The organism is Micromonospora sp. NPDC005197, from assembly GCF_040608295.1.
Taxonomy (GTDB): domain Bacteria; phylum Actinomycetota; class Actinomycetes; order Mycobacteriales; family Micromonosporaceae; genus Micromonospora.
Window position 1 is genome coordinate 1 of sequence record NZ_JBEXHY010000082.1, and the last position, 24,997, is coordinate 24,997.

The following is a 24,997-nucleotide window of genomic DNA, read 5'->3' on the forward strand; positions in this document are numbered from 1 at the left end:
GGGCGCGGTCGCGCCGCCGGCCAGCTCCCGGTGAGGGGAGCTGGCCGTCGGGTCGTTGCTCAGTGCGTACCGTCCGAGTTGTTGGACGGTGCCCCACCGCCGACCGACGCCTGCGCGCCGTCGGCCTGGGCCTGCGCCTTGAGCTTGTCCTTCTCCGCAGGGGTGAGCACGGGCGGCTCGGTGGAGGGCTGGCGCTTGCCGAAGCCGTTGTACGGTGCCAGCGGCGGGCGCTTGACCACCCGGGAGCAGATCCGCGCCATGTCGGCCGTGGAGAGGGTTTCCTTCTCCATCAGCTCGAGCACGATGTTGTCCAGGACGTCCCGGTATTCCACCAGGATCTCCCAGGCCTCGTCGTGCGCCAGCTCGACAAGTGCCCGCATCTCGCCGTCGATCTCGGCGGCCACCGAGTCCGAGTAGTCCCGTTCGTGGCCCATGTTGCGGCCGAGGAACGGCTCGTCGCCGCTGGTGCCGTACTTGATCGCGCCGAGCTTGGAGCTCATGCCGTACTGGGTGATCATCGCGCGGGCCAGTTGGGTGGCCTTCTCGATGTCGTTGCCGGCACCGGTGGTGGGCTCGTGGAAGACCAGCTCCTCAGCGGCCCGGCCGCCCAGGGCGTACGCCAGGGTGTCGATCATCTCGGCACGGGTCTGGGTGTACTTGTCCTCGGTCGGGAGCACCAGGGTGTGGCCCAGCGAGCGACCACGGGACAGGATCGTCACCTTGTGCACCGGCGCGGCGTGCGGCAACGCCCAGGCGACCAACGCGTGGCCACCCTCGTGGTACGCGGTGATCTTCTTTTCGTTGTCGCTCATCACCCGGGTGCGGCGCTGCGGACCCGCGACCACCCGGTCAATCGACTCTTCGAGCGAGTCGTTGCTGATCGCCCGCTGCTCCTTACGAGCGGTGAGCAGGGCCGACTCGTTGATGACGTTGGCCAGGTCGGCACCGCTGAAGCCCGGGGTGCGTCGCGCCACCGCGTCGAGGTCGACGTCGGGGGTGAACGGCTTGCCCTTGGCGTGCACCCGCAGGATGGCCTTGCGGCCCTCCATGTCGGGGGCGTCCACCGGGATCTGCCGGTCGAACCGGCCCGGGCGCAGCAGCGCCGGGTCGAGGATGTCCGGCCGGTTGGTGGCGGCGATCAGGATCACGCCACCCTTGGTGTCGAAGCCGTCCATCTCGACGAGCAGCTGGTTGAGCGTCTGCTCGCGCTCGTCGTGACCGCCACCCATGCCGGCGCCACGGTGCCGGCCGACGGCGTCGATCTCGTCGACGAAGACGATCGCCGGGGCGTTGGTCTTGGCCTGCTCGAACAGGTCGCGGACCCGGCTGGCGCCGACACCGACGAACATCTCCACGAAGTCCGAGCCGGAGATCGAGTAGAAGGGCACCCCGGCCTCACCGGCGACCGCGCGGGCCAGCAGCGTCTTGCCGGTGCCGGGCGGGCCGAACAGCAGCACGCCCTTCGGGATCTTGGCGCCCAGGGCCTGGTACTTCGCAGGGTTCTGCAGGAAGTCCTTGATCTCGTACAGCTCTTCGACGGCCTCCTCGGCACCCGCGACGTCCGCGAAGGTCGTCTTCGGAGTGTCCTTGGTGATCATCTTCGCCTTGGACTTGCCGAAGTTGAGCACCCGGGAGCCGCCGCCCTGCATCTGCGACATGAAGAACAGCAGCAGGAGCACGAGCAGCGCGATCGGCAGCAGGTTGACCAGCAGGCTCACCCAGATGCTGTCCGACGAGACCTTGGCGTCGGCCGGGCCGGTGACCCGGTTGGCCGCCTTGGCGTCCAGCACCTGGTTCCAGATCTCGTCCCCAGCCTGGTACGGGAACTGGGCCTCGATCCGGTCGGTGTTGGTCTCACCGAACTTGGTCTTGTTCTTCAGGTCCAGCTGGAGCGTCTGCTCCTTGTCCTGGAAGACGACCTTGTTGATCTGGGCGGTGTGGAGCTGGTCGAGCGCAACGGAAGTGTCCACGCGGTGGTAGCTGGGACCAGCGGTGAACAGCTGACTGAGCACAACGGCGCCGAGGATGACCAGGATGATCCAGACCACCGGTCGGCGGAAGAAACGCGTACGTTCCATACTGTTGTCGAGCGCCGGAGCGCCCGCATCCTCCTGATCGACGTCCTGACCGTCTGATGGTGTCGCCGCCCTGGGCGGCGTCGGAGCCGCCGTGCGGGCCGGCCTCGACCCCGAGGCGCGAAAACTGCCGCGCCGCGGTCATTCGACGGTACACCGTGTACGCGAGGAGTGAGCTTGCGAGCCCCGCAGTGGTGTATCAATCGAAGGCCCCGTGTACGCGAGGAGTGAGCCCGCGAGCCCCGCCCTCGGTTCTCCGTCGCCATCGACGACGGGCTCCGTGAGCGGCCTCGCCAGCCCCGCACCAGGACGTACGGCGGGTCCGGGCAAGAACCGGCGTGGCGGGGAATCCAGCCCGGCCACCCGCACGCCCGGTCACGCGGTCGAGGAGCCGGGCACGGAGTTGCCTCCGCGCCACCGGGCTCCACGGTAACCGGAACAGCTGGGAGCCCGCTGAACGTCGGCTTGACGAATACCGATGCGAGTTGCTCTCACGCCGCCGGGCGCGACCCGTCGGGACGGTCGGCCGGCGTCAGGACCGGGCGTAGACCTCGGGCTTGAGCACCCCGACGTAGGGCAGCTCCCGGTACCGCTCGGCGAAATCGAGGCCGTACCCGACCACGAACTCGGTGGGGATGTCGAAGCCGACGTACTTCACGGCCACCGGCACCTTGACCGCCTCCGGCTTGCGGAAGAGCGCGACCACCTCGACGCTCGCCGCCGAGCGCGACTCCAGGTAGCGCAGCAGCCAGGAGAGCGTCAGGCCGGAGTCGACGATGTCCTCCACGACCACGACGTGCCGGCCGGCGATGTCCCGGTCGAGGTCCTTGAGGATGCGGACCACTCCGGAGGAGGTGGTGCCCTGGCCGTAGGAGGAGATGGCCATGAAGTCGAGTTCGGCCGGGGGGCCGTTGCGGCCCAACGCCCGGGCGAAGTCCGCCATGAACATCACCGCGCCCTTGAGCACGCAGACAAGCAGCAGTCCGTCGCCCACGTGGGCGTAGTCGGCGGAGACCTGCTTGGCCAGCTCCGCTGTCTTTTCGCGGATCTGCGCCTCGGAGATGATCACGTGGTCGATGTCGGCGTCGTACCAGGAGCCGTCAGCCATGACTCCTAGCCTGCCGTACGTCGGATGGCCTCCGTCGGCGGGGCCGCACCTTTTGGTGCGGTCCCGCCGGGGATCTTCGGCGCAAAGGGCATCAAACGCATCAGCTGGTGCGAGACCGCCAGCGGCGGCCGTCCTCGCTGGGCTTCCAGTCGGCCGAGTCGTGGCTGTCCGCGGTGAGGCCGGCCGCCGAGGCGGCGACGAGCAGGACGAGGAACAGGAGGAGGAGCAGGAACTCCATGGCGGCGCTCACTTTCGCATGGTTGCTGTCGGTTTCGCCGCCGGTGCGCACCGGACTGAGACCAGTCTGCGCCGACTCCCGCCGGCCGGACAGTGGCAGAGATGCCACTGGGCATCGATTTACTGCCACCTCTCGGGTTACCCTCGTCACATGCTCCGATCCGTCGCCGTCCTTGCCCTCGACCAGGTCGCTCCCTTCGAGCTCGGTGTGCTGGCCGAGGTGTTCGGCACCGACCGGACGGCCGACGGCTTCCCCGCGTACCGCTTCGACGTGTGCAGCCCCGACGGCGCTGCGGTCCGGACGTCCGCCGGCTTCCACCTCACCCCGAACGCCGACCTCGGCCCGCTGGAGGAGGCCGACCTGGTGGCCGTCCCCGCGCACAGCGCGGGCACCGTCATTCCCGACCCGGTGCTCGACGCGCTGCGCCGGGCCGACGCGCGCGGCGCGCACCTGTTCAGCGTCTGCTCCGGCGCCTTCCTGCTCGGTGCGGCGGGCCTGCTGGACGACCGGGAGTGCACCACCCACTGGCGCTACGTCGACGAGCTGCAGCGCCGGCATCCCCGCGCCCGGGTGCGCTGCAACTCGCTGTACGTCCAGGACGGTCGGCTGCTCACCAGCGCCGGCACGGCGGCCGGCATCGACGCCTGCCTGCACCTGATCCGCCAGGTGCACGGCTCGGCCACCGCGACCCGGCTGGCCCGGCGGATGGTGGTCCCGCCACACCGCGACGGCGGCCAGTCGCAGTACGTCGAGGCGCCCATCCCCCGGGCCCCCGAGGCGCCGACCCTGGAGCCGGTGCTGGAGTGGCTGATGGGGCACCTGGACCGGACGATCACGGTGGAGGAGCTGGCCGCCCGCGCCGGCATGGCCCCGCGCACGTTCGCCCGCCGGTTCCGCGCCGAGACCGGCACCACGCCGCACGACTGGCTCACCAACCAGCGGGTGCTGCTCGCCCGACGGCTGCTGGAGGAGACCCCGTTGAGCGTGGAGGCCGTCGCCGACCAGGCCGGCTTCAGCGACGCGGCCGCGCTGCGCCACCACTTCAGCCGCCGGGTCGGCGCCACCCCGCACAGCTACCGGACCACCTTCCGGGACCGGGCGGAGGGCACCGGGGCTCTCAGCCCGAGCTGAGGGCCGTCAGCCGGTCGCCACGACGGAGTACGCGGACACCCCCGGGCAGGTCGGTGGGACCCTGACCGTGCCAGTCGGTGACCAGGGCGTCCAGCGCGGCGACGTGCCGGTGCGACAGCGCCCCGGGCACCGCGCCCAGCTCCCGCGCCCAGGCGTGCAGCACCCGACCGCGTACGGCGGCGGCCAGACCGGCCAGCTCCGGCACCGCGAGCCCACCGGCGGGGTGCCGGGCCGCCGCCAGCGCCGTCGCCGCCGTCTCGTCGAGGGCGGCGTTGTCCGCCGCCACCAGTCGGGCGGTACGCGCCAGGTTGTCCACCACGCCCGGCCCGAGCGCCCGCACCAACGCCGGCAGCACGTCGGCCCGCACCCGGGAGCGGGCGTACGACGGGTCGGTGTTGTGCGGGTCCTGCCACGCGCTGAGCCCGAGCGCGGCACAGGCGGCGCGGGTCTGCTCCCGACCGATCTCCAGAAGCGGGCGCAGCAGCGGCACCCCGGCCAGCTCCCGCTGGCCGGGCATCCCGGCCAGCCCGCGTGGACCGGCGCCCCGGGCGAGCGCGAGCAGCACGGTCTCCGCCTGGTCGTCGCGGGTGTGCCCGGTGAGCACCGCGACCGCCTCGTGCTGCCGAGCCGCCTCGGTCAACGCCTCGTAGCGGGCCTCCCGGGCCGCCGCCTCCGGGCCACCCGGACGCCCGGCCACCCGCACCCGCACCGCCACCACCGGCGCGAACCCGGCCTCTCGGGCCCAGCCGGCCACCGCCTCCGCGCGCTGCGCCGAGCCCGCCTGCAGGCCGTGGTCGACGGTCACCAGGCCGGCGGTCCGGCCCAGGCGGGGCGCCACGAACACGGTGGCCGCCGCCAGGGCGAGTGAGTCGGAGCCACCGGAGCAGGCGACCAGCACCGGGCCGCCGGACGGCAGGTGAGTCAGCGCGCGGCGGACCGCCACCCGGATCGCGGCCACCGGCGGCGCGAGCGCGCCCATCGACGGACGGTCAGCCAGCGGCCGGTACGGTGCCGGCCGGGCCGTGCACCCGCGCCACCCAGGCGTCCGGGTCGCCCAACTCGGACAGCCGGGGCAGGGTGAGCGGCGAGTTGAAGATCGAGTTGAAGCCCTCCATGCCGACCCGCTCGACCACGCCGTGCACGAACTTGCGGCCCTCGGCGTACTGGCGCATCTTGACGTCCACCCCGAGCAGCCGGCGGATCGCCTTCTCCAACGGGTTACCCGCCTCGCGCCGGCGGTTGAACGACGCCCGGATCCGCTCCACGCTCGGGATCACCTGCGGGCCGACGCCGTCCATCACGAACTCGGCGTGCCCCTCCAGCAGGGTCATCAGCGCGGTGAGCCGGTCGAGGACGGCCCGCTGCGCCGGGGTCTGGACAATGTCGAGCACGCTCGTCCGGCTCTCCGGGTCGCGGACCGCCTCGGACAGCGTCGCCACCCCGCGCCGCAGCCGCTCGACGAGGTGCTCGCCGCCGCTGGACGAGGCGTCGACGAACGCCTGCACCTCGCTGAGGAAGTAGGCCCGCATCCACGGCACGGCGGTGAACTGCGTCCGGTGGGTGACCTCGTGCAGGCAGACCCAGAGCCGGAAGTCCCGGGGGTCGGCGCCGAGCTTGCGCTCCACCTCGACGATGTTGGGCGCCACCAGCAGCAGTTGGCCCGGGTCGGCGGAGAAGACCTCGTACTGGCCGAGCACCCGGCCGGAGAGGTAGGCCAGCACGGTGCCGGCCTGCACCCCGGTCAGCCGGGACCCGATCGCCTCGGTGAGCGCGCCGGGTTGCTTGTCGCCGGACAGCCGACTGACCAGCGGAGTGATCACCTCACGCAGCCCGGCGATGTTGGTGGCCGCCCAGTCCCGGCGATCGACGACCCGCACCGGCGGGTGTGCCACCTGCGCCCGCAGCCCCGTGTAGTCGGCCACGTGCCCGGCCGCCTCGTCGGTCAGCCGACGCAGGTCGCCGACCACGTCGGTGGCCTCCGAGTACGACACCCGGGGGCCCGACTTGCTCAACGCCCCCGCGGTCGCGGCGGCCAGATCCCAGTCCACGAACTGCGCCATGAACCCACCGTACCCGCGTCGCGACACCCCGGCCCGGGCTCGCGTCGGCGATCGACGCCGGTCGCGGGCCCGGCGCCGGCCGGAAACCCCGCCCCGACGCTCGTCAGCGGCAACCGCAGCCGGCCAGCGCGGCGGCGATGCGGTCCAGCGCCGGTTGGGCGGTGTCCGTCCCACCGGGCACCCTGTCGGTGAGCACCGCGAACGTGAGCAGTCGGCCGTCGGCGGTGGTGACCAGGCCGGCGATGGCGTGCACCCCGGTCAGGGTGCCGGTCTTGGCGCGGACGGCGCCCGCCCCGCCGGCGGTGCCGGGAGCGCCCCGGTACCGGTCGCCCAGCGTGCCGGACCAGCCGCCCACCGGCAGACCGCCGAAGACGCCGGCCAGCTCCGGGTGGTCCGGGCTCGCGGCCAGCCGGATCAGGTCGGTGAGCAGTGACGGGCTGATCCGGTTACGGCGGGACAGGCCACTGCCGTCGGAGAGGGTGATCTCCTCGGCGGGCAGGCCCAGCGCCGCCACCTCGGCGTCCATGGCGGCGGCGGCACCGTCGAACGACGCCGTCTGGCTGCGGGCCAGCGCCACCTGGCGGGCCAGCGCCTCGGCCAGCAGGTTGTCACTCTCGCTGATCATGATGTCGACCAGCCGGATCAACGGCGGCGACTGCACCACGCCCAGCTCCGTACCGGGAGGCGGGGTGCCACCGGCGGCGGTCGCCAGGGCCGGGGCCGTGCCCCGCTTGACGGTGCTGGCCGGTACGCCGAGCAGTTGGGCGAACGACCGGCCGGCGGCGAGGTCCGGCTCGGCGACCCGCTCGGCGCCACCGGCCTCGGCACCCGGGTCCTTGCGCGCACCGTCGGTCATCAGCGCGGTCACCGCGCCGCCGTACCCGCCGGTCGGGATGTCGTCGTCCCAGCCGGGGCCGTACACCGGGCCGGAGTAGATCGTGCCGTCGACGGTGACGCTGGTCGGGGCCGTGCCGCCGAGCGCGGTGCGCACCTGCGCGGCCAGGTCGTCCAGGCGTGCCGCCCCGGGGTAGTAGCCCTTCTTGTCCACCGCGAGCGTGGGGTCGCCGCCCCCGACGATCACCACCTCGCCGGGCTTGGCGCCGGCCACCGCCCGGGTGGGGATCCGGTACCCGGGCCCACGGGCGGCCAACACGGTCACCGCGGTCGCCAGCTTCGTCACCGAGGCGGGCACCGTCCCGTCGTCCGCCCCCTTGGCGAACAGCGTCTGACCGGTGGTCACGTCGGCCACCGAGACGTTCACGCGGTCGCCCAGGGCGGAGACACCGACCAACGGGTCCAGCGCGGCCCGTACGCCGTCCGGCGCGGGCAGCGGGGCGTTCGGGTCGGGCCCGTCCAGCACGTCGGCCGGAGCGGGTTCCGGGGCGGGGCCGGCGGCGGTCGGCGCGGACGCCGCATCCTCGCCCAACCAGCCGGCGACCGGGCCAGGCCGGGTCACCACGACGCCGACACCGGTCAGCACCAGCAGCAACACCACTGCCAGCACGGCCACCAGCCGCCCCCGGCGGCGCGGCGAGGTCGGCGGCGTGGAGGGCGCTACCGGCGGCTCGGCGTCGGCCGGCGCCGGCAACGCGGAGATCGGCGGGCCCAGCGGCGGTACGCCGGTCGGAATGCGGACAGTGGGGCCGTCACCGGACGGTGCGCCCCCCCGGGCCGGACTGGTCGGGGCGGGACTGGTCGGGTGTGCGCCGCTCGGCGGGGCGCTCGTGGGATGGTTTCCACCGCCCAGGACCGGGAAGCGACCGCTGTTCGGCCCGGCGGAAGTCGCCTCCGACGGGTGCCACGGCAGCGGCGGAGGCCGCTCCGGCGCCGACTCCTCGGGCGCCCGGGGAAGGTGGGCGTCGGGCACCGGGACCCGCCCGGTGGCGCCGCCGGAGCCGGATCGCCCGGTACCACGCGCGGTGCCCCCGTCCGGGCGGTAGTGTGAATCTTCCCTCCCCACGACCCCCTCCTCCCCCAGCGAAAATCGGCTTGGGTGACACTACTTCGGTCCGAAGACTATGCGGTGGCCGGAGTCGGCGGGTGGGCATTCACCTGTCCGGAGGGCGCCACCAGTGGTTCCGTTAGCCAGCGTGGGCAGACGAGGGAGCGTGCAGATGGATTTCGACGTGACGGTTGAGATCCCCAAAGGTCACCGGAACAAGTACGAGGTGGACCACAAGACCGGCCGGATCCGGCTGGACCGCACCCTGTTCACGTCCACCCAGTACCCGGCCGACTACGGGTTCATCGAGGAGACGCTGGGCGAGGACGGCGACCCGCTGGACGCGCTGGTGCTGGTCCCCGAACCGACCTTCCCGGGCTGCCTCATCCGCTGCCGGACCATCGGCATGTTCCGGATGACCGACGAGAAGGGCGGCGACGACAAGGTCCTCTGCGTGCCCTACGAGGACCCCCGCCAGGAGCACCTGCGCGACATCCACCACCTGGGCGAGTTCGACCGCCTGGAGATCCAGCACTTCTTCGAGGTCTACAAGGACCTGGAGCCCGGCAAGTCGGTCGAGGGCGCGACCTGGGTCGGCCGCACCGAGGCCGAGGCCGAGATCCGGGCCTCCTACCAGCGGGCCCGCGACGCCGAGGCGCGCGGCGAGTCCACCCACTGACGAACGCTTACCGACCGGGCCCGGGAGCCGCTCAACCGAGCAGTCCCCGGGCCCGGTCGTACAGGTCGAGCACCGCGCAGGCGACCGGCACCACGGCGACCACCAGGGCCGTGTCGGTGAGGTCCGCGACCCTTCCGAGGTACGGCGAGACCGCGCGCCGGGCGTACCCGGTGCCGGCGGCCACGGTCACCAGGCCCAGCGCCGCGCCACCGAGGACCAGCGCCAACCGGCCGGTGCCGTCGGCCCGGTCGACCAGCACCGCACCCAGCACCGCGTAGCCGGCGAGTCCGGCGAGCACCGTCGGCACCCGGTGCCGCAGTGCCACGAACAGCCGCGACCGCAGCAGCAGCACGGCCGAGACCACCGCCACCAGCACCGGGCCGGCCGTCCCACCGGCCACGCCGAGGACGACCGCCGCGCCCACCGCCAGCACGGCGTGCCCGAGCAGCATCCCGGTCAGCACCTCCTCGGTGCGGGTGACTGCCGCGTGCACCCGACCCCGGTCCGGCAGGTCCCGGGGGCGCTCCGGCTCGGCACCCGACGCGGCGGCCGGCAGGGTGATCGGCGGCAACGGCAGCTTGCCCAACCGGATGGCGAGCAGCGGGATCGCCCCGAGGGCGAAGACCAGCGCGCTGAGCAGCACCGCCGCCGTGCCCGCCGGGGTCAGCAGCAGCGCGCCGAGCGCCGCGCCGGCACCGAGCAGACCGACCGTGACGCCGGCCACGAAGACCCGCAGTCGGCTGGCCACCCCGAGCAGACCGACCAGCGCCACCAGGAGCAACGCCACCGAGCCGGTCAGCAGCTCGGGTGCGCCGACCCAGCGCATCGGCCCGAGCGGGCCGATCGGATCACCGGAGCCGATCGCCAGGGCGCCGGCCACGAAGGCGTACGGCAGGGCGTAGCCGCCGAGCGTCGCCCCGGCGACGCCGTCGCCGTTGGCGCGGGAGGCGACCGCGCCGGCCACGGTGAGCAGCAGCGCCACCACCGCCGCCGCGAACCAGCCGCTGGGCAGCGTCGGACCGCCGGCGAGCAGGGCGAACAGCCCGACGGCGAGCGGCACGGCGGCACCGGCCAGGCCGGCGACCCGGGTGGCGTCCGGTGACCAGGCCCCACCCCGTCGGCGGGCGCCGTCGGCGATCGCCTCCACCACGTCGTCGTACTCCAACTCGGGCCAGTGGGCGCGGGCCGGCACCAGGTGCAGCACCTCACCGTCGCGGACCCCCTGCGGCAGCAGCGCCTGCGCCGTCGCCAGCAGCGCCCCGTCGGTACGACGCAGCACCCAGCCGCCGTGCCGCTCGCCGTCGTCGGCCAGGCCCTCACCGGCGTGTCGGAGCACGTCGGGCAGCAACTCGGCCAGGGGCACCTGCTCCGGCAGTGCGACGTCGACCCGCCGTTGCGGCGCGCTGATGGTGACGCGGGCCAGCCCGGTTGTCATCGAGTGATCTCCATATCGAGGGGGATCGGAGGCTGCGCGGACGACAGGACTTTACCTACGATGAGCCAGGCTCGGGTTACCCAGCGCTGTCAGGAGGCCGAGTGTCCACTGTCGTCATCAAGCGCCCGCCGCGTCGGCCGGCGCCGGAGATCCCCGTTGGCGAGCTGCCCGTCGAGGCGCCGCCGGAGATCCCCGCGGTGGCCGGCGGACGGTGGCAGCAGATGCTGATGGTGCTGCCCATGCTCGGCGGCACGGTGGCGATGGCGATGATGTTCGGCCGGGGCGGCGGCGCCTACTCGTACGTGGTGGGCGGGATGTTCGGGCTCTCGTCGCTGGCGATGCTGGTCACCTCGTGGGGCAGCGCCTCGGGCACCCCGAAGAAGTCGGAGATGATGGCGGCCCGCCGGGAGTACCTGCGCCACCTGGCCACGCTGCGCCGCCGGGTCCGCCAGACCGCCGGGCAGCAGCGGGCCGGGCTCTACTACCGACACCCCGACCCGGGTCGGCTGTGGTCGACGGTGGACAGCCGCCGGGTCTGGGAACGCCGCCCCGCCGACCCGGACTTCGCTGTGGTACGCGTCGCCGTCGGGCCGCAGACCCTGGCCACCCCGCTCGTCGGACCGGTCACCCGACCGCTCGAGGAGCTGGAGCCGATGACCGCCGGCGCGCTGCGCCGCTTTCTGGACGCGTACTCCGTGGTGCCGGAGCTGCCGGTGGCCCTGTCGCTGCGCAGCTTCGCCCGGGTGCACGTGCGGACCGCCGCCGGTGGCCCGACCAGCGGTGGGCCGCCCACCGGCGACCCGGCCGCCCAGGCCCTGGCCCGGGCGGTGCTGACCCAGTTGGCCGTGTTCCACGCCCCCGACGAGCTGCTGATCGCGGTCTGCGCCGGCCCGGAACGCCGGGCGGACTGGGAGTGGGTGAAGTGGCTCCCGCACGCGCACCATCCCTCTCGCACGGACGCGCTCGGGCCGGTGCGGCTGGTGACCTCGTCGGCCGCGCAGCTGGAGCGGCTGCTCGGTGACGTGCTGGCCAGCCGGTCCCGGTTCAGCCCGGCCGGACCGGCCACCGACGGCCCGCACGTGGTGGTGGTCCTCGACGGCGGTGACCTGACCGGCGCCACCGACCTGACCGGCGACGGCGGCATCGACGCGGTCACCGTGCTGGACCTGGACACTCCGCCGCCCCGCCTGCTCGACCGGTACGCGCTGCTGTTGGAGCTGCGCGGCCGGCGGCTGCACTCGTGGTCGGTCCAGGGGCACGCGGAGGTGGGCACCGCCGACCACCTCGACCTCGCCGACGCCGAGGCGGTCGCCCGGCGGTTGGCGCCGCTGCGGCTGGCCGGCACGGCCCGCGGCCCGGACGCCCCGCTCCAGGTCGAGCTGGGCCTGCCGGAGCTGCTCGGCCTCGGCGATCCGGAGAGCTTCACCGCCGAGCAGGGCTGGGCGCCGCGCTCGGCCCGGGACCGGCTGCGGGTGCCGATCGGGGTGGGTGTCGACGGCGGCGCCATCGAGCTGGACCTCAAGGAGTCCGCCCAGGACGGGATGGGCCCGCACGGCCTGCTCATCGGAGCCACCGGGTCCGGCAAGTCCGAGCTGCTCCGCACGCTGGTGCTGGGGTTGGCGGCGACGCACAGCAGCGAGCAGCTCAACTTCGTCCTGGTCGACTTCAAGGGCGGCGCCACCTTCGCGCCGTTCGACCGGCTGCCGCACACCGCCGCCGTGATCACCAACCTGGCCGACGCGCTGCCCCTGGTCGACCGGATGGTCGACGCGATCAACGGGGAGCTGGTCCGCCGGCAGGAGCTGTTGCGCCGCGCCGGCAACTTCGCCAGCGTGCGCGACTACGAGCGGGCCCGCGCCGCCGGCAGCCCGCTCGCCCCGCTCCCGTCGCTGCTGCTGATCTGCGACGAGTTCTCCGAACTGCTCTCCGCCAAGCCCGACTTCATCGACCTGTTCGTGCAGATCGGCCGACTGGGCCGGTCGCTGGGCGTGCACCTGCTGCTCGCCAGCCAGCGCCTGGAGGAGGGCCGGCTGCGCGGGCTCGACACCCACCTGTCGTACCGGATCGGGTTGCGCACCTTCTCCGCGCTGGAGTCCCGGACGGTGCTCGGCGTGCCGGACGCGCACGAGCTGCCCCGCTCGCCGGGCCACGGCTACCTGCGGGCCGGCACCGATCCGCTGGCCCGTTTCAAGGCCGCGTACGTCTCCGGAACGGTGCGCCGCCGGGCCGCGACGGCGGGTGCCACTGCCGGCGGCGGCGCCCGCCTGCTCACGTTCACCACCCACGCCGTGCCGCTGCCCGAGCCGGCCACCCCGGCCCTGACCATGGCGGCCGAGGACGAGAGCGACCGGGAGACCCTGCTCGACCTGCTGGTCGATCGGCTCGTCGGGCAGGGCCCGCCCGCCCACCAGGTGTGGCTTCCGCCGCTCGGTGAGCCGCCGGCCCTGGACGAGCTGTTGGGCCCCGTCGAGGCGGACCCGGCGCGCGGGCTCACCGTGGGCAACCCCGAGCTGCACGGTGCGCTGGGCGTGCCGGTGGCGGTGGTGGACCGGCCGTTGGAGCAGCGCCGGGACCTGCTCTGGCTGACCCTGGACGGCGCGGCCGGGCACGTCGCGGTGGTCGGTGCGCCGCAGAGCGGCAAGTCCACCGCGCTGCGCACGCTGATCTGCGCGTTGGCGCTCACCCACACCCCGGCCGAGGCGCAGGTCTACTGTCTCGACTTCGGCGGCGGTGGCCTCGCGGCGCTGCGCGATCTGCCGCACGTGGGCGGCGTGGCCGGCCGCGCCGATCCGACCGCCGTGCGGCGCACGGTCGGCGAGATGACGACCCTGCTGGCCGAGCGGGAGCGCCGATTCGCCGAGCTGGGCGTGGAGTCGATGGCCGTGTACCGGCAGCGTCGTGCCGCGGCGGGAACGACCAGCCAGCCGGGCGCCGACCCGTTCGGCGACGTGTTTCTGGTGATCGACGGCTGGAGCACCGTCCGCGGCGAGTACGACGACCTGGAACCGCTGGTCACCGACCTGGCCACCCGGGGTCTGTCGTACGGGGTGCACGTGGTCGCCACGGCGCTGCGCTGGCTGGATTTCCGCCCGGCGATCCGGGACCTGTTCGGCTCCCGGTTGGAGCTGCGCCTCGGCGACCCGGCCGACTCCCTGGTGGCCCGCCGGGCGGCGGCGAACGTGCCGGAGCGCCCCGGCCGGGGGGTGACGGCGGAGAGCCTGCACTTCCTCACCGCGCTCCCGCAGCTCGCCGCCCCGGGCGCGGGCACCGCCGACCTCGTCAAACGGATCGCCGACAGCTGGGCCGGCCCGGCGGCGCCCCGGGTCCGGCTCCTCCCGCCGGTGCTGCCGTACGCCGACCTGGATCTCGCCGCGACGACCGGGCTGCGGCTGCCGATCGGGATCGCCGAGGCGGACCTGCGGCCGGTGCTGCTCGACTTCGCGAGCGAGCCGCACTTCGTGGTCTTCGGGGACGCGGAGTGCGGCAAGTCGACGTTCCTGCGGGCGCTGGCCGCCTCGATCACCACCCGGTTCACGCCGGAGGAGGCCCGGGTGATCCTGGTCGACTACCGGCGCAGCCTGCTCGGCGCCATCGAGACGCCGCACCTCATCGGGTACGGCACCGCCGCCGCGCACACCGCCGACCTGGTCGAGTCGGCCGCCGGATACCTGGAGCGGCGGGCTCCCGGGCCGGAGGTCACCCCGCAGCAGTTGCGGGACCGCTCCTGGTGGTCGGGGCCGGAACTGTTCGTGCTGGTCGACGACTACGACCTGGTGGCGGCGGGGCCGGCGAACCCGTTGCGGGCCCTGGAGGAGCATCTGCCGCACGCCCGCGACGTCGGGCTGCACCTGGTGCTGGCCCGCCGCTCCGGAGGTGCGGGACGGTCCCAGTACGAGCCGATCGTGCAGCGGCTGCGGGAGCTCTCCACCGCCGGGCTGGTGATGGCGGGCAGCCCCGAGGAGGGTGCGCTCGTCGGCCCGGTGCGGCCCGGGCCGCTGCCGGCGGGCCGTGGTCGGCTGGTCACCCGGCGGGAGGGCGTACGCCTCGTTCAGCTCGCACATCTGCCGCCACCATGACCTGTCTCGGTAGTTCCTCCCGTGACGGGTGGGGAAACCGGTAATCTCCGATCGTCGTGGTTCCGTCGTCGGATTGAATGGCTGGGGATGTGACAGGGGTTCGGCACAGCGGTCCGGCAGTGGCCCGGCGGGCCGGCCGGGCGCTGCTCGGTGTGGCGGCGATGCTCGCTGTCGCGGTCCCGACCGCCGCACCCGTCGCCGCGCCCAGCAGCGGCGGGCAACTCGCCGGCGCGTCGGTGGCGCTCGCCCCCGGTGACAGCGTCGCCCGCACCGACCAGGTCCGTGACGAGCAGTGGCAGCTCGACGAGTTGCGGGCCGACACGGCCTGGCGCGCCTCGACCGGCCGGGGGGTGACCGTGGCGGTGGTCGACTCCGGTGTGGACGCCAACCATCCCGACCTGGCCGGCCAGGTGCTGCCCGGCCTCGACCTGGTCGGGCCCGCCGGCGGCGCCGGGCCGGATCCGGTCGGTCACGGCACCACTGTCGCGGGCCTGATCGCCGGGCGTAACGACGACAAGCGGGGCGTGGTCGGCCTGGCGCCGGACTCCCGGATCCTCCCGGTCCGCGTGCTGGACGAGCGCAACAAGTACGACGACGCCCTGATCGTCGCGAAGGGTGTCCGCTGGGCGGTCGACAACGGCGCCCGGGTGATCAACCTGTCGCTGGGCGGCAGCGGGGACAGCCCCGCCCTGGCCGCGGCTCTGGACTACGCGTTCGCCCGGGACGTGGTGGTGGTCGCCTGCACCGGCAACCTGGCCACGTCGACCGACTCCAAGGTCTGGTACCCGGCTCGCGAGCCGGGCGTGATCGCGGTCGCCGGGCTGGAGCGCAGCAGCGACAACCTGTGGTCCGGGTCGATCACCGGCCGGGCGACCGTGCTCACCGCCCCCGCCACCAACCTGGTCGGCGCCCGCCCGGCCGACGGGTACTGGCGGGTGCAGGGCACCAGCTTCGCCGCGCCGTTGGTGGCCGCCACCGCCGCGCTGGTCCGGTCCCGCTTTCCGGACATGCCCGCCGGCGAGGTGGTCAACCGGTTGCTGGCCACCGCCCGTGACCTCGGCCCGACCGGCCGGGACGACCGCTTCGGGTACGGGGTGGTCGACCCGGTGGCGGCGCTGACCGCGGACGTTCCCCCGGTCACCGCCAATCCGCTGGACGATCTGACCTCGCCGGGCGTGGTTGGCTTCGGTCCGGCCCCCGGTTCGGGCGACAACGGCCCGGTCAGCGGCGCCGGCAGCGACCCGCTCGGTTTCACCGCTCCACGGCAGCAGACGGGGTGGACGGCCCGGCCGGCGGGCGTGCCGGACGAATCCGCGCCGGAGCAACTGTGGACCGGGGTTGTGCTCTTCGCCGCCCTGGTGACCGGCGCGGCGCTGATGGTGCGCCGGTTCCGTCAGCGCGCTCGCTGAGCGCCGCTGACGGCAGGTCTGATTGCCCGACGGGTGGGGTAGAACCGTCCGCATGAGCACGCCCGCCCCACGTAGCCTCGACACCACCCGGCGCCCGTCCTGGCGGCGCCGCCGCCTCGACCCGGACCACTCGTTGGGTCTGCGGCTGACCCTGGCGGCGACGGCGGCGTTCCTGGTGCTGGTGCCGTTCGCCCTGCTCGCGCTGCTGGTGCTCGGTGCGTGGGCGCCGCTGCACCGGCTGGACACGACGATCACCGACGCGCTGCACGACCACGCGGTGGACCACCCGGCCTGGGTCGCGCTGATGGAGGTCTGGAGTGCGGTGTTCGCGCCCATGCCGCTGCGGGTCGTGGCCCTGCTCGTGGTGATCTGGCTGCTGCGCCGGCAGGCTCGGCGGCTGGCCCTCTGGGTGACCACGACGATGGTGGTCGGCGGGTTGATGGGTCCGCTGCTCAAGTTGCTCGTCGGCCGGGACCGGCCGGAGCTGCTCGATCCGGTGGCGCGGGCCGCCGGCTACTCGTTCCCCTCCGGGCACGCGCTGAACGCCACCCTGGCCGCCGGGGTGCTGCTGCTGGTGTTCCTGCCGTACGTCCGACGCTGGGCCTCGCGGGTCGCGCTCTGGGTCGCCGCGCTGCTGCTCACCGTGGTGACCGGGGTGAGCAGGGTCGCGCTCGGTGTGCACTTCACCAGCGACGTGCTCGGCGGTTGGCTGCTCGGCGTGGCGGTGGTCGCGGCGACCACCGCGGCGTTCACCAGTTGGCGGGCGCACACCGGCCTCCGACCGGTCCGGCCGGTCCGCGACGGCGTCGCGCCCGAGGTCGAGCGGCAGCCGGACAAGACCTGAGGCGTGACGACGACGCCGACCGGGTACTGGCCCGCTCATGTCCGACACCGTGGTCCAGATCGTCCGGCGGGTGCTGCTGCCGGTGTCCCTCCTGTTCGGTTTCATGGTGCTGCTCGGGGTGCTGGTCACCCGCGTGTTCGCCCGGACCTGGCCGTTCACCGTCGAGGACGCGGTGAATCGGGAGTTCGCGGGTGACCGCACCGGCGGCTGGAACGACGTCTCGCTGGTGTTCAGCACGCTGGCCAGCACCCAGATGATCGTCGTGGTCACTGTGCTGGTGGCGCTGGCGCTGCGGCTCTGGCTGAAGCGCTGGCGGGAGCCCCTGTTCCTGTGCGCGGCGGTGACCGCCCAGGCGCTGGTGTTCCTGCTCACCACGATGGTGATCGACCGGCAGCGGCCGGCGGTGGAGCACATGGATGTCTCGCCGCCCACGTCGAGCTTCCCGTCCGGGCACACCTCGGCGGCCGTGGCGCTCTACGTCGGTATCGCGGTGCTGATGGCCCTGCGGGCGCGCAGCACCGGAGCGAAGGTCGCCTGGTGGACGCTGCTGCTGATGGTGCCGGTGGGTGTGGCGCTGACCCGCATGTACCGGGGGATGCACCACCCGAGCGACGTGGTGGCGTCCTTCCTCAACGGCGGCGCCTGCGTCGCGATCATGGCCCGGGCGGTGCTGGACCGGGGACTGCGCTGGGGGCGGACCAAGCTGCCGCTCGCCGCACCGGCCCGGACCTGATCCGGCGCGACGCTCAGGTGCACTCGCCGGTGGCGACGGCCCGGTTGCGCTCGGCGCCGGCCAGCGCCACCGGCCGGGCCTCGGCGGCGGTCACCGCGAACCCGGTGTTGGGGTCGTCCGCCGCCGCCGCGAAGATCACGCCGAGCACCAGGCCGTTGGCGGAGAGCAGCGGCCCACCGGAGTTGCCGCTACGCACCAGAGCCCGGATGGTGTAGATCTCCCGGGTGACGTCGCCGGAGGAGTAGATGTCCGGCCCCTTGATCCGGTCGACGTCCCGAACCCGCGCCGACTGCGCGTTGTACGGGCCGTCGAGCGGGAAGCCGAGCACGATGGCGTCCGAGCCGCTGCCCGCGTTGCCGGCGGCGAACCGCAGCGACGGGCCGGGCAGCCCCGGCACCAGCAGCACCGCCAGGTCGCGGTTCGGGTCGTAGACCACCACCTGACCGTCGTACCGCTCCCCGCCCAGCTCCACCGCCACCGATCGGGTGCCGGCGACCACGTGGGCGTTGGTCATGACCCGGTCGTCGGCGTACACGAAGCCGGAGCCCTCGATGCGGCGCGAACAGCTGGGCGCGGAGCCGAGCACCTTGACCACCGAGCGCTGACCGTTGACCACCAGCTGGGAGCCGGCCAGCGCCGGGTCGGGCGGGTCGACCTGCCGGGCCCGGGTGGGCGCGAGACCACCGAAGACGTCCGGGAACCCGTCGGTGTCGACGGTGTCCTCCAGAGCGGTGGAGAGCCGGTGCGCCTCCTCCGGCAGCACCCCGTTCACCACGGTGATCAGCGCGCTGTTGCGCACCGCGGCGGCGAGCCAGGGCACCGACGACGACCCGAGCGGTACGGCGACGAGCCAGGCCAGCAGGAGCACCGCGAACAGTGAGACGAACGCGCCGCCGATGTCGTCGACCCGCCGACCCACGTCGCTGGTGATCGTCTTGCGCAGGTGCGAGCCGAGCCAGCCGGCGAGCGCCTGCCCGATCACGGCCAACCCGAAGATCGCCACCAGTGAGATCAGCACCCGGGTGCCGGCGTCGACGAACTGCCTGGCGAACAGCGGCCCGAGTTGCAGGCCGAGCAGCAGTCCCAGGAAGAAACCGGACAGCGACGTGATGCCGATGACGAAACCCTGGCGGTATCCGCTGATCGCGAACACGAGCATGAGCAGCAGCAGGACGAGATCCACGACGGACACGGGGTCCAGCGTACGGGCAGCGCGCCTACCGGATGACCACCGCTTGCGGAAGGTGACCGCGTGGTCAGCGTAGGGCGGTCTCGTCGACCTCTTCGGTGCCGGCCGACGGCGCGGGAGTGGCCCCCGTGGGCGGCAGCTCGACCAGCCGGCCGGGCGACCACGGGCGGGCCCAGCCACCCATCTCCAGCAGGGCCGCCAGCACCCCGGCGGTGAAGCCCCAGACGAGCATGCCGCGCGCCGAGAACGCCGGCCCCTCCCAGCCGCTGGGATGGCGGACCCGCAGCCGGTTGGCCGGGTCGACCAGCTCGCGGACCGGCAGTCGCGCCACGTGCGCCACCTCGGCGGGCTCCCGCGGGTGCACCGGGTGCGGGTCGTGCCACCAGGCCAGCACGGGGGTGACCACGAAGTCGCTGACCGGGATCCACAACTTCGGCAGTTCGGCCAGCACGGTGACGCTGGCCGGGTCGAGGTCGACCTCCTCGTTCGCCTCGCGGAGCGCGGTGGCCCGGACGTCGGCGTCCTCCGGGTCGGCCGCCCCGCCCGGGAAGGCCGGCTGACCGGCGTGGTTGCGCAGGGTGGCGGCCCGTTGCAGGACCAGCACGTCGGGGCCGGTTCCGGGCTGCTCACCGAGCAGCACCAGCACGGCGCTCTCCCGGCCGCCCTCGGCGGGGGTGGTCAGCCGGGTGAAGTCCTCGGCACGGGCGGTGCCCAGCCGGGTCAGCAACGGCTCGATCCACTCGGGCGGTCGGCGGATCATGCTGGCACCGTCAGGCCGAGATGCTGGCGGACCAGCTTGGCGATCTGCGCGTCGTCGAGAGCCCCGGTGGCGTCGATGTGCCGGATGCGGCCCTGCGCGTCGACGAAGAGGGTCAGCGGGAAGGCGTTGCGCTTCAGTTCCCGTTGCAGCGCGTCGCCCTGGTCCACCAGGATCGGGAACCGTACGCCGAAGTCCTCGCCGATGGACTGGGCGCCGCCCCGGCTGTCCCGGGTGTTGACCCCGACCACCTGGAGTCGCCCGGCGGCGCGCTCGCTGAGCCGCTGGAAGGCGGGCAGTTCCTTGCGGCATGGCCCGCACCAGGAGGCCCACACATTGATCACGGCTGGCCCGGCCACGTCGCGCAGAGCGACGGGGGCGCCGCCGGTGAAGCAGGCGAGGGTCAGCTCCGGCAGCTCCTGCCCGCCGGGTGCCGTCGCCGTGCCGGGCGTGGCGGGGGCCGTCGTGCCGGCGCCGGGCGACGCGGCCGTGGGGGGCGTGCCCAGCCCGGCGCAGTCGCGGAAGGGCGACGGCCGTTCGGCGGCGGCCGGCCGTGGTGCGGGGTCGTCGGCCGGGCTGCCGGTGCAACCGGCAACGACCAGTAGCAGCGGCAGGACGAGCAGAGCGAGGCGCCGGTTCACGGCACCTCCGCGGCGACCGCCTGCGCGGGCACCAGCTCCGGGTCGACCCCGGCGGCCACCGCGAGGTCACGCGCCCGGGGGCCCTTGAGCAGCTTGGCTGCGGCAGCCGGCTCGGTCGGGCCGGTGCCGTACGAGGGGCAGAGCTTCGCGAGCGTGCACGCCCCGCAGGCGGGCTTGCGGGCATGGCAGACCCGTCGCCCGTGGAAGATGATCCGGTGCGACAGCATGGTCCAGTCGCGCTTGTCGTACAGCGCGCCGATCGCGTGCTCGATCTTGACCGGGTCGGTTTCGGTGGTCAGCCGCCACCGGTGCACCAGCCGCTGGAAGTGCGTGTCGACCGTGATCCCGGGGACGTCGAAGGCGTTGCCGAGAATGACGTTTGCGGTCTTGCGGCCGATCCCGGGAAGCGTCACCAGGTCGACGAGCCGGCCGGGGACCTGACCGTCGTACCGGTCGAGGAGGGCCTGCCCGAGCTTGAGCAGCGAATCGGTCTTGTTGCGGTAAAAGCCGGTGGGCCGGATCAGCTCCTCCATCTCGCCCCGGTCGGCCCCGGCGTACGCGGCGGCGCTCGGGTAGCGGGCGAAGAGCTTCGGGGTGACCTCGTTGACCTTCTTGTCGGTGCACTGCGCCGAGAGGATGGTGGCGACGGCCAGCTCCAGGGCGTTGGAGTGGTCCAGCTCACAGTGCGCGTCGGGGTGCGTCTCGGCCAGCACCCGGCCGATCTTGCGGGCACGACGTTTGCGCCCGAGATCGGTCTCGCTGGCACCGGGAGGGCTACTGGTCACGACGGTCAGCCTACGTCGCGCCCCGGACGTTCCTGCTCGGGTCAACCGGCCGTCGGCGCGGTGATCCTGCCCTGCCCGTCGAACCGGGCCCCGCCCTTCGGGAAGTCGGCGCGGCTCAGCTCGGTGACCAGGCCCAGGCCCCGGTCGTCCGGGTCCATCGTCGGCTTGCCGGTGGAGTTCATGTACGTCGAGGTGAACGTGCCGCCGGCCCAACTGCCGTCCGGCTTGAGCGACACCTTCAGCACCCCGCCCCAGCCGAGCCGGCCGGTATTGATCAGCGTGTTGCTACCGCCGGCGAAGTTGCCCAGGCTGTACGCGATCAGACGCCCCTGGTAGAACTCCATGCCGCGCAGCACGTGCGGCCCGTGCCCGACGATCAGATCCGCGCCCGCGTCGATCATGGCGTGCGAGAACTTCACCGGGTCCCCCCGGTTCTCACCCAGGAATATCTCGGTGCCGGGTTTCACCCGGGTCTGGTCCGCGCCCTCGCCGCCCATGTGCACCTGCACCACGACCAGGTCGGCCACGGTGGCCGCCTTGGCCACCACCGTCTTGGCCTTGGCGATGTCGACCAGGCTGTTGGACCAGACATACGACGAGAAACCCACCACGGCAACCTTGACGCCCTTGACGTCGACCACGGTGATCTCGTCCGGGGCGCCGGTGTGCTCCAGGTCGTACTTCTCCAGCGCCTTCTGCGTGTTCTCGTAGCCCTTCGGCCCGTAGTCGTAGCCGTGGTTGTTGGCCTGGTTGAGCACCTTGAAGCCGGCGTCGCGCAGGTGCGCGGCGTACTCCGGTGGGGCCCGGAACTGGTAGCAGCGGGTGGAGTTGGCCCCGCACTTGCCGGCGCCGGTGTCCACCGTCAGCGGCTCCTCCAGGTTGCCCATCACCAGGTCGGCCTTGAGCGCCTGCTTGACCGAGTCGAAGAAGCCCTTGCCGCCTGCGGCGGGGAGCCGGCTCGGCGCGTTGCCCATGATGATGTCGCCGGTGGCGGAGAGCGAGATGGCGCCACCCCCGCCGGAGGTTGCGGCGCCGCCGCTCGCCTTCGGGCCGGACGTGGTCACCGGCGCTCCGGTGCCACCACCACCGGCGCCGGGCTGCCACACCGGGGCCTCCCCGCTGTCGGCACAGCCGGCGACGAGCAGGGCGGCCAGCAGCGCCGCGAGGCCGAGGGCGACGCGACGGAACGGGCGGGGCGCGAGGGGGGCGGAAGCGTACATCGCCCGCGACCCTACCGGCCCCGTAACGCGCCGACGAGGGCCGATCGGTCGGAAGTTCAGCCGGTCAGCCGGTCTGACCAGGGAACGACCGGCCGGTCACCGCCCGCGCGCACTGCGGCGTGCACGGCTCGGGCCAGCGGGGCGCCCCAGGTGGAGCGCGGCCCGCCGTACGCGACCTCCGGCCCGTCCACCGGACAGAGCACGGTGACCGCGTCGGTGGGGGTGCCGGTCCCGGGCAACCCCAGCTCGACGATCGCCTGGGTCTTCGCCTCGGTGGCGGTGGCGACGGCGTTGACGAGCGCCGAGTCGGCGAGCCGGGCCGGCACGTACACCACGATGTTGACCGTGCCCACCCGCTGGGCGAGCGCGGCCGGTTCCGGCGCGGCGGCGGGCACCGGGGTGCCGAGCCCGACCGTCGCCCAGGCCCGCACCCCGGTGTCGGTCCGGGCGACCACCTCGGTCACGTCGACGCCGGTCAGCAGGCCCACTCCGGGCCCGTCGAGGGCCAGGTCCGCGGCGAGCGCGGTCAGGTGGGCGGCGGGGTCGTCCCGGTCGTACGACATGGGTACGGTCGCGTTCAGCACCCAGTGCCGGACGCCGATTCCACCGCCGAGCGGGCCGCTGCTGACCGCTCGTAAGGGCCCGTCGGCCCGCCAGACGAGCAGCGGAATCTGCCGCCCGTCCTCGGCGCGGCTGGTCAGAGTCGGGTCGCTCAGCACGTCGGGCAGGTTACGCCCACCGATCAAGATTCCAGGGGCGACCTCTGATTCATGCTCACGTGCGCCTAGACTTGACGGCGCGCGAGGGGATCAGCGGACGGCGGCCCCGGCCGAGAAGACGGCACGCGCAACCGGAGGTGCGCGATGGATGAGGTACTGGCCCGCAGCGGGATCTTCCAGGGTGTCGACCCGGAAGCTGCCGAGGCGCTCGCCAAGGAGATGGAGACGATCGAGGTCCGCAAGGGCGAGATCGTCTTCAATGAGGGCGAGCCCGGCGACAGCCTCTATATCCTGCTGTCCGGGAAGATCAAGGTCGGCCGCCGGGCGGCGGACGGCCGGCAGAACCTGATCGCGGTGATGGGGCCGTCGGACATGGTCGGTGAGCTGTCGCTCTTCGACCCGGGTCCGCGTACGGCGACCGCCACCGCGGTGACCGACACCCGGCTGGTGCGGCTGCGCAAGCAGGCGCTGCGGCCGTGGCTCAACAACCGCCCGGAGATCGCCGAGCAGCTGCTCCGGGTGCTCGCCCGGCGGCTGCGTCGGACCAACGACTCGCTCGCCGACCTGATCTTCACGGACGTGCCGGGCCGGGTCGCGAAGAACCTGCTCCAGATGGCCGGCCGGTTCGGCACGCGCGATGGCGGCGTGCTGCGCGTGACGCACGACCTCACCCAGGAGGAGATCGCCCAGCTCGTCGGCGCCTCCCGGGAGACGGTCAACAAGGCGCTTGCCGACTTCGCCTCGCGCGGCTGGCTGCGGCTGGACGGCAAGAGCATCATCATCCTGGACCCGGAGCGCCTCGCCCGCCGCGCACGCGTCTGAGCGGTACGTCCCGTCCCCGCCTGCCGTCACCGACGGCAGGCGGGGACGTTTTCGTCTGCCCGGCGCAGAAATGCTGGCTCGGTGCGGCAGCAGCGGTGAAGGTGGGCCCATGGTGAACAGAGTTGCGGTGCTCTCCGACATCCACGGCGTACTCCCCGCGCTGGAGGCCGTGCTGGCCGAGCCGGACGTCGCCGCCGCCGACCTCATCGTGCTGACCGGCGACATCGCGTCCGGCCCGCAGCCGGTCGAGGTGCTGGACGTGCTCGCCGACCTGGGTGACCGGGTCTGCTGGGTGGGCGGCAACTGCGAACGTGAGCTGGTCGACGCACGGGCCGGCCGGCCCGCCGCTTTCGAGGTGTCCAACTGGGCCGGCGGGCAGCTCCGCGAGGACCAGGTGGCCCGACTCGCGGCCCTGCCGGCGACGGCAACGTTCGAGATCGACGGCCTCGGGCCGACACTGTTCTGTCACGCGACCCCTCGTGACGACGAGGAAGTCGTGCTCGTCGACTCCCGAATGTCCCGCTGGTCGGAGGTGTTCGCCGGCCTCCCGGCCGAGATCGCGACGGTGGTCTGCGGCCACACCCACATGCCGTTCACCCGGCTGGTCGACCGGCGCCTGGTGGTCAACCCGGGCAGCATCGGCATGCCGTACGGGGGTGCGGGCGCGTGGTGGGCGCTGCTCGGTCCGGGCGTACAGCTGCGCCGCACCGCCTTCGACGTGGACGCGGCCTGCGCCCGGGTGGCGACGGAGTCGACCTACCCCGACGCCGCCGCCTGGGCCGACGAGTACCTGCGCTCCCAGCACAGCGACGCCGACGCCCTCGCCGTCTTCGGCCCGCGCGACGGCCGCTGACCCACACCGCTCCGACCCCGCACATGCCCCCGGCGCTGCACAGGGCCTCGACGTTGCGGACGGCCTCGACGTTGCGGACGGCCTCGAGATTGCGGACGGCCTCGGCTGGCCGCCGACAGCCGGCGCAGGCCAATCAGCTGAGGTCGGAGGACCTCCTCCGCTGCCTGTAGAGCTGCCCCAGATCTGGGGCAGACCAGACGTCGCCGCTGCCCCACTCGTGGGGCAGCTCTACAGGGCCAGGGAGTGGCAGGTGGCGCATCGTCGCCGCCCCAGTCCCGGAG

At 73.5% G+C, this 24,997-nt stretch carries 21 protein-coding genes; 8 read left to right on the forward strand and 13 right to left on the reverse strand.

The window, feature by feature from the left end; all coding sequences use genetic code 11:
- Window positions 1–59: 59 nt before the first annotated feature.
- The 3 genes from ftsH to ABZU46_RS22645 all read right to left on the reverse strand — a co-directional run bounded on the left by ftsH (window position 60) and on the right by ABZU46_RS22645 (window position 3,433).
- On the reverse strand, window positions 60–2,078 hold the full coding sequence (gene ftsH, locus ABZU46_RS22635) for an ATP-dependent zinc metalloprotease FtsH (RefSeq protein WP_354860803.1): 2,019 nt from the start codon (window positions 2,076–2,078) through the stop codon (window positions 60–62).
- 529 nt (window positions 2,079–2,607) lie between these two features.
- Window positions 2,608–3,183: a hypoxanthine phosphoribosyltransferase gene (hpt, locus tag ABZU46_RS22640; RefSeq protein ID WP_354860805.1), complete on the reverse strand. Its 576-nt coding sequence runs from the start codon at window positions 3,181–3,183 to the stop codon at window positions 2,608–2,610.
- 100 nt (window positions 3,184–3,283) lie between these two features.
- Window positions 3,284–3,433, reverse strand: a complete 150-nt coding sequence (locus ABZU46_RS22645) for a hypothetical protein (RefSeq protein WP_354860833.1) — start codon at window positions 3,431–3,433, stop codon at window positions 3,284–3,286.
- Between the two features lie 138 nt (window positions 3,434–3,571).
- Here ABZU46_RS22645 and ABZU46_RS22650 point away from each other — a divergent pair, with 138 nt between their 5' ends.
- On the forward strand, window positions 3,572–4,552 hold the full coding sequence (locus tag ABZU46_RS22650) for a helix-turn-helix domain-containing protein (protein ID WP_354860806.1): 981 nt from the start codon (window positions 3,572–3,574) through the stop codon (window positions 4,550–4,552).
- On the opposite strand, the gene tilS is transcribed toward ABZU46_RS22650, so the two are convergent.
- From tilS to dacB, 3 genes are all read right to left on the reverse strand, one after another.
- The gene (tilS, locus tag ABZU46_RS22655) at window positions 4,539–5,531 is read right to left on the reverse strand and encodes a tRNA lysidine(34) synthetase TilS (RefSeq protein ID WP_354860808.1); all 993 of its coding nucleotides are present in this window, start codon (window positions 5,529–5,531) and stop codon (window positions 4,539–4,541) included. The genes ABZU46_RS22650 and tilS overlap by 14 nt on opposite strands.
- A 10-nt stretch (window positions 5,532–5,541) precedes the next feature.
- Complete coding sequence (locus tag ABZU46_RS22660; RefSeq protein ID WP_354860810.1) at window positions 5,542–6,612, reverse strand: zinc-dependent metalloprotease; 1,071 nt, start codon at window positions 6,610–6,612, stop codon at window positions 5,542–5,544.
- A gap of 103 nt (window positions 6,613–6,715) precedes the next feature.
- The gene (gene dacB / locus ABZU46_RS22665; protein ID WP_354860831.1) at window positions 6,716–8,125 is read right to left on the reverse strand and encodes a D-alanyl-D-alanine carboxypeptidase/D-alanyl-D-alanine-endopeptidase; all 1,410 of its coding nucleotides are present in this window, start codon (window positions 8,123–8,125) and stop codon (window positions 6,716–6,718) included.
- Window positions 8,126–8,726: 601 nt separating this feature from the next.
- Here dacB and ABZU46_RS22670 point away from each other — a divergent pair.
- Window positions 8,727–9,233 (forward strand): inorganic diphosphatase, encoded by a 507-nt coding sequence (locus ABZU46_RS22670; RefSeq protein ID WP_039907066.1) that lies wholly within the window; start codon window positions 8,727–8,729, stop codon window positions 9,231–9,233.
- 31 nt (window positions 9,234–9,264) lie between these two features.
- On the opposite strand, the gene eccD is transcribed toward ABZU46_RS22670, so the two are convergent.
- Window positions 9,265–10,668: a type VII secretion integral membrane protein EccD gene (eccD, locus tag ABZU46_RS22675; RefSeq protein ID WP_354860812.1), complete on the reverse strand. Its 1,404-nt coding sequence runs from the start codon at window positions 10,666–10,668 to the stop codon at window positions 9,265–9,267.
- Window positions 10,669–10,769: 101 nt separating this feature from the next.
- On the opposite strand from eccD, the gene eccCa reads away from it, so the two are divergent.
- From eccCa to ABZU46_RS22695, 4 genes are all read left to right on the forward strand, one after another.
- On the forward strand, window positions 10,770–14,744 hold the full coding sequence (gene eccCa, locus ABZU46_RS22680) for a type VII secretion protein EccCa (protein ID WP_354860814.1): 3,975 nt from the start codon (window positions 10,770–10,772) through the stop codon (window positions 14,742–14,744).
- A 77-nt stretch (window positions 14,745–14,821) separates the two neighbouring features.
- Window positions 14,822–16,153 (forward strand): type VII secretion-associated serine protease mycosin, encoded by a 1,332-nt coding sequence (mycP, locus tag ABZU46_RS22685; protein ID WP_354860816.1) that lies wholly within the window; start codon window positions 14,822–14,824, stop codon window positions 16,151–16,153.
- Between the two features lie 52 nt (window positions 16,154–16,205).
- On the forward strand, window positions 16,206–16,997 hold the full coding sequence (locus ABZU46_RS22690; RefSeq protein WP_354860818.1) for a phosphatase PAP2 family protein: 792 nt from the start codon (window positions 16,206–16,208) through the stop codon (window positions 16,995–16,997).
- Between the two features lie 37 nt (window positions 16,998–17,034).
- A complete protein-coding gene (locus ABZU46_RS22695) occupies window positions 17,035–17,730 on the forward strand; it encodes a phosphatase PAP2 family protein (RefSeq protein WP_354860819.1) in 696 nt (231 codons plus the stop codon).
- Window positions 17,731–17,743: 13 nt separating this feature from the next.
- Here the strand turns inward: ABZU46_RS22695 and ABZU46_RS22700 are convergent, their stop codons facing one another.
- The 6 genes from ABZU46_RS22700 to ABZU46_RS22725 form a co-directional block, all read right to left on the reverse strand.
- A complete protein-coding gene (locus tag ABZU46_RS22700; RefSeq protein WP_354860820.1) occupies window positions 17,744–18,922 on the reverse strand; it encodes a MarP family serine protease in 1,179 nt (392 codons plus the stop codon).
- Between the two features lie 64 nt (window positions 18,923–18,986).
- A complete protein-coding gene (locus tag ABZU46_RS22705; RefSeq protein WP_354860821.1) occupies window positions 18,987–19,679 on the reverse strand; it encodes a CoA pyrophosphatase in 693 nt (230 codons plus the stop codon).
- Complete coding sequence (locus tag ABZU46_RS22710; protein WP_354860823.1) at window positions 19,676–20,317, reverse strand: redoxin domain-containing protein; 642 nt, start codon at window positions 20,315–20,317, stop codon at window positions 19,676–19,678. Before ABZU46_RS22710 ends, ABZU46_RS22705 begins: the two co-directional genes overlap by 4 nt.
- Window positions 20,314–21,102, reverse strand: coding sequence for an endonuclease III (gene nth / locus ABZU46_RS22715; RefSeq protein WP_354860824.1), 789 nt, complete (start codon window positions 21,100–21,102; stop codon window positions 20,314–20,316). Before nth ends, ABZU46_RS22710 begins: the two co-directional genes overlap by 4 nt.
- A 41-nt stretch (window positions 21,103–21,143) precedes the next feature.
- Window positions 21,144–22,322: a CapA family protein gene (locus tag ABZU46_RS22720; protein ID WP_354860826.1), complete on the reverse strand. Its 1,179-nt coding sequence runs from the start codon at window positions 22,320–22,322 to the stop codon at window positions 21,144–21,146.
- A gap of 56 nt (window positions 22,323–22,378) precedes the next feature.
- Window positions 22,379–23,041 carry an adenosylcobinamide amidohydrolase gene (locus tag ABZU46_RS22725; RefSeq protein WP_354860828.1) on the reverse strand — a complete coding sequence of 221 codons (663 nt, stop codon included), beginning with the start codon at window positions 23,039–23,041 and terminating at the stop codon, window positions 22,379–22,381.
- A gap of 144 nt (window positions 23,042–23,185) precedes the next feature.
- Between ABZU46_RS22725 and ABZU46_RS22730 the strand changes: the two genes are divergently transcribed.
- Together ABZU46_RS22730 and ABZU46_RS22735 are read left to right on the forward strand one after the other, a co-directional pair.
- Complete coding sequence (locus ABZU46_RS22730) at window positions 23,186–23,863, forward strand: Crp/Fnr family transcriptional regulator (protein WP_007466162.1); 678 nt, start codon at window positions 23,186–23,188, stop codon at window positions 23,861–23,863.
- Window positions 23,864–23,972: 109 nt separating this feature from the next.
- Complete coding sequence (locus ABZU46_RS22735; protein ID WP_354860830.1) at window positions 23,973–24,716, forward strand: metallophosphoesterase family protein; 744 nt, start codon at window positions 23,973–23,975, stop codon at window positions 24,714–24,716.
- Window positions 24,717–24,997 lie beyond the last annotated feature (281 nt).

What these genes read in the sequence shown, in the direction of transcription:
- ftsH (WP_354860803.1), bottom strand. Translation starts at nt 2,078, where the DNA reads ATGGAACGTACGCGTTTCTTCCGCCGACCGGTGGTCTGGATCATCCTG.
- hpt (WP_354860805.1), bottom strand. Translation starts at nt 3,183, where the DNA reads ATGGCTGACGGCTCCTGGTACGACGCCGACATCGACCACGTGATCATC.
- ABZU46_RS22650 (WP_354860806.1), top strand. Translation starts at nt 3,572, where the DNA reads ATGCTCCGATCCGTCGCCGTCCTTGCCCTCGACCAGGTCGCTCCCTTC.
- tilS (WP_354860808.1), bottom strand. Translation starts at nt 5,531, where the DNA reads ATGGGCGCGCTCGCGCCGCCGGTGGCCGCGATCCGGGTGGCGGTCCGC.
- ABZU46_RS22660 (WP_354860810.1), bottom strand. Translation starts at nt 6,612, where the DNA reads ATGGCGCAGTTCGTGGACTGGGATCTGGCCGCCGCGACCGCGGGGGCG.
- ABZU46_RS22670 (WP_039907066.1), top strand. Translation starts at nt 8,727, where the DNA reads ATGGATTTCGACGTGACGGTTGAGATCCCCAAAGGTCACCGGAACAAG.
- eccD (WP_354860812.1), bottom strand. Translation starts at nt 10,668, where the DNA reads ATGACAACCGGGCTGGCCCGCGTCACCATCAGCGCGCCGCAACGGCGG.
- mycP (WP_354860816.1), top strand. Translation starts at nt 14,822, where the DNA reads ATGGCTGGGGATGTGACAGGGGTTCGGCACAGCGGTCCGGCAGTGGCC.
- ABZU46_RS22690 (WP_354860818.1), top strand. Translation starts at nt 16,206, where the DNA reads ATGAGCACGCCCGCCCCACGTAGCCTCGACACCACCCGGCGCCCGTCC.
- ABZU46_RS22695 (WP_354860819.1), top strand. Translation starts at nt 17,035, where the DNA reads ATGTCCGACACCGTGGTCCAGATCGTCCGGCGGGTGCTGCTGCCGGTG.
- ABZU46_RS22705 (WP_354860821.1), bottom strand. Translation starts at nt 19,679, where the DNA reads ATGATCCGCCGACCGCCCGAGTGGATCGAGCCGTTGCTGACCCGGCTG.
- ABZU46_RS22720 (WP_354860826.1), bottom strand. Translation starts at nt 22,322, where the DNA reads ATGTACGCTTCCGCCCCCCTCGCGCCCCGCCCGTTCCGTCGCGTCGCC.
- ABZU46_RS22730 (WP_007466162.1), top strand. Translation starts at nt 23,186, where the DNA reads ATGGATGAGGTACTGGCCCGCAGCGGGATCTTCCAGGGTGTCGACCCG.
- ABZU46_RS22735 (WP_354860830.1), top strand. Translation starts at nt 23,973, where the DNA reads ATGGTGAACAGAGTTGCGGTGCTCTCCGACATCCACGGCGTACTCCCC.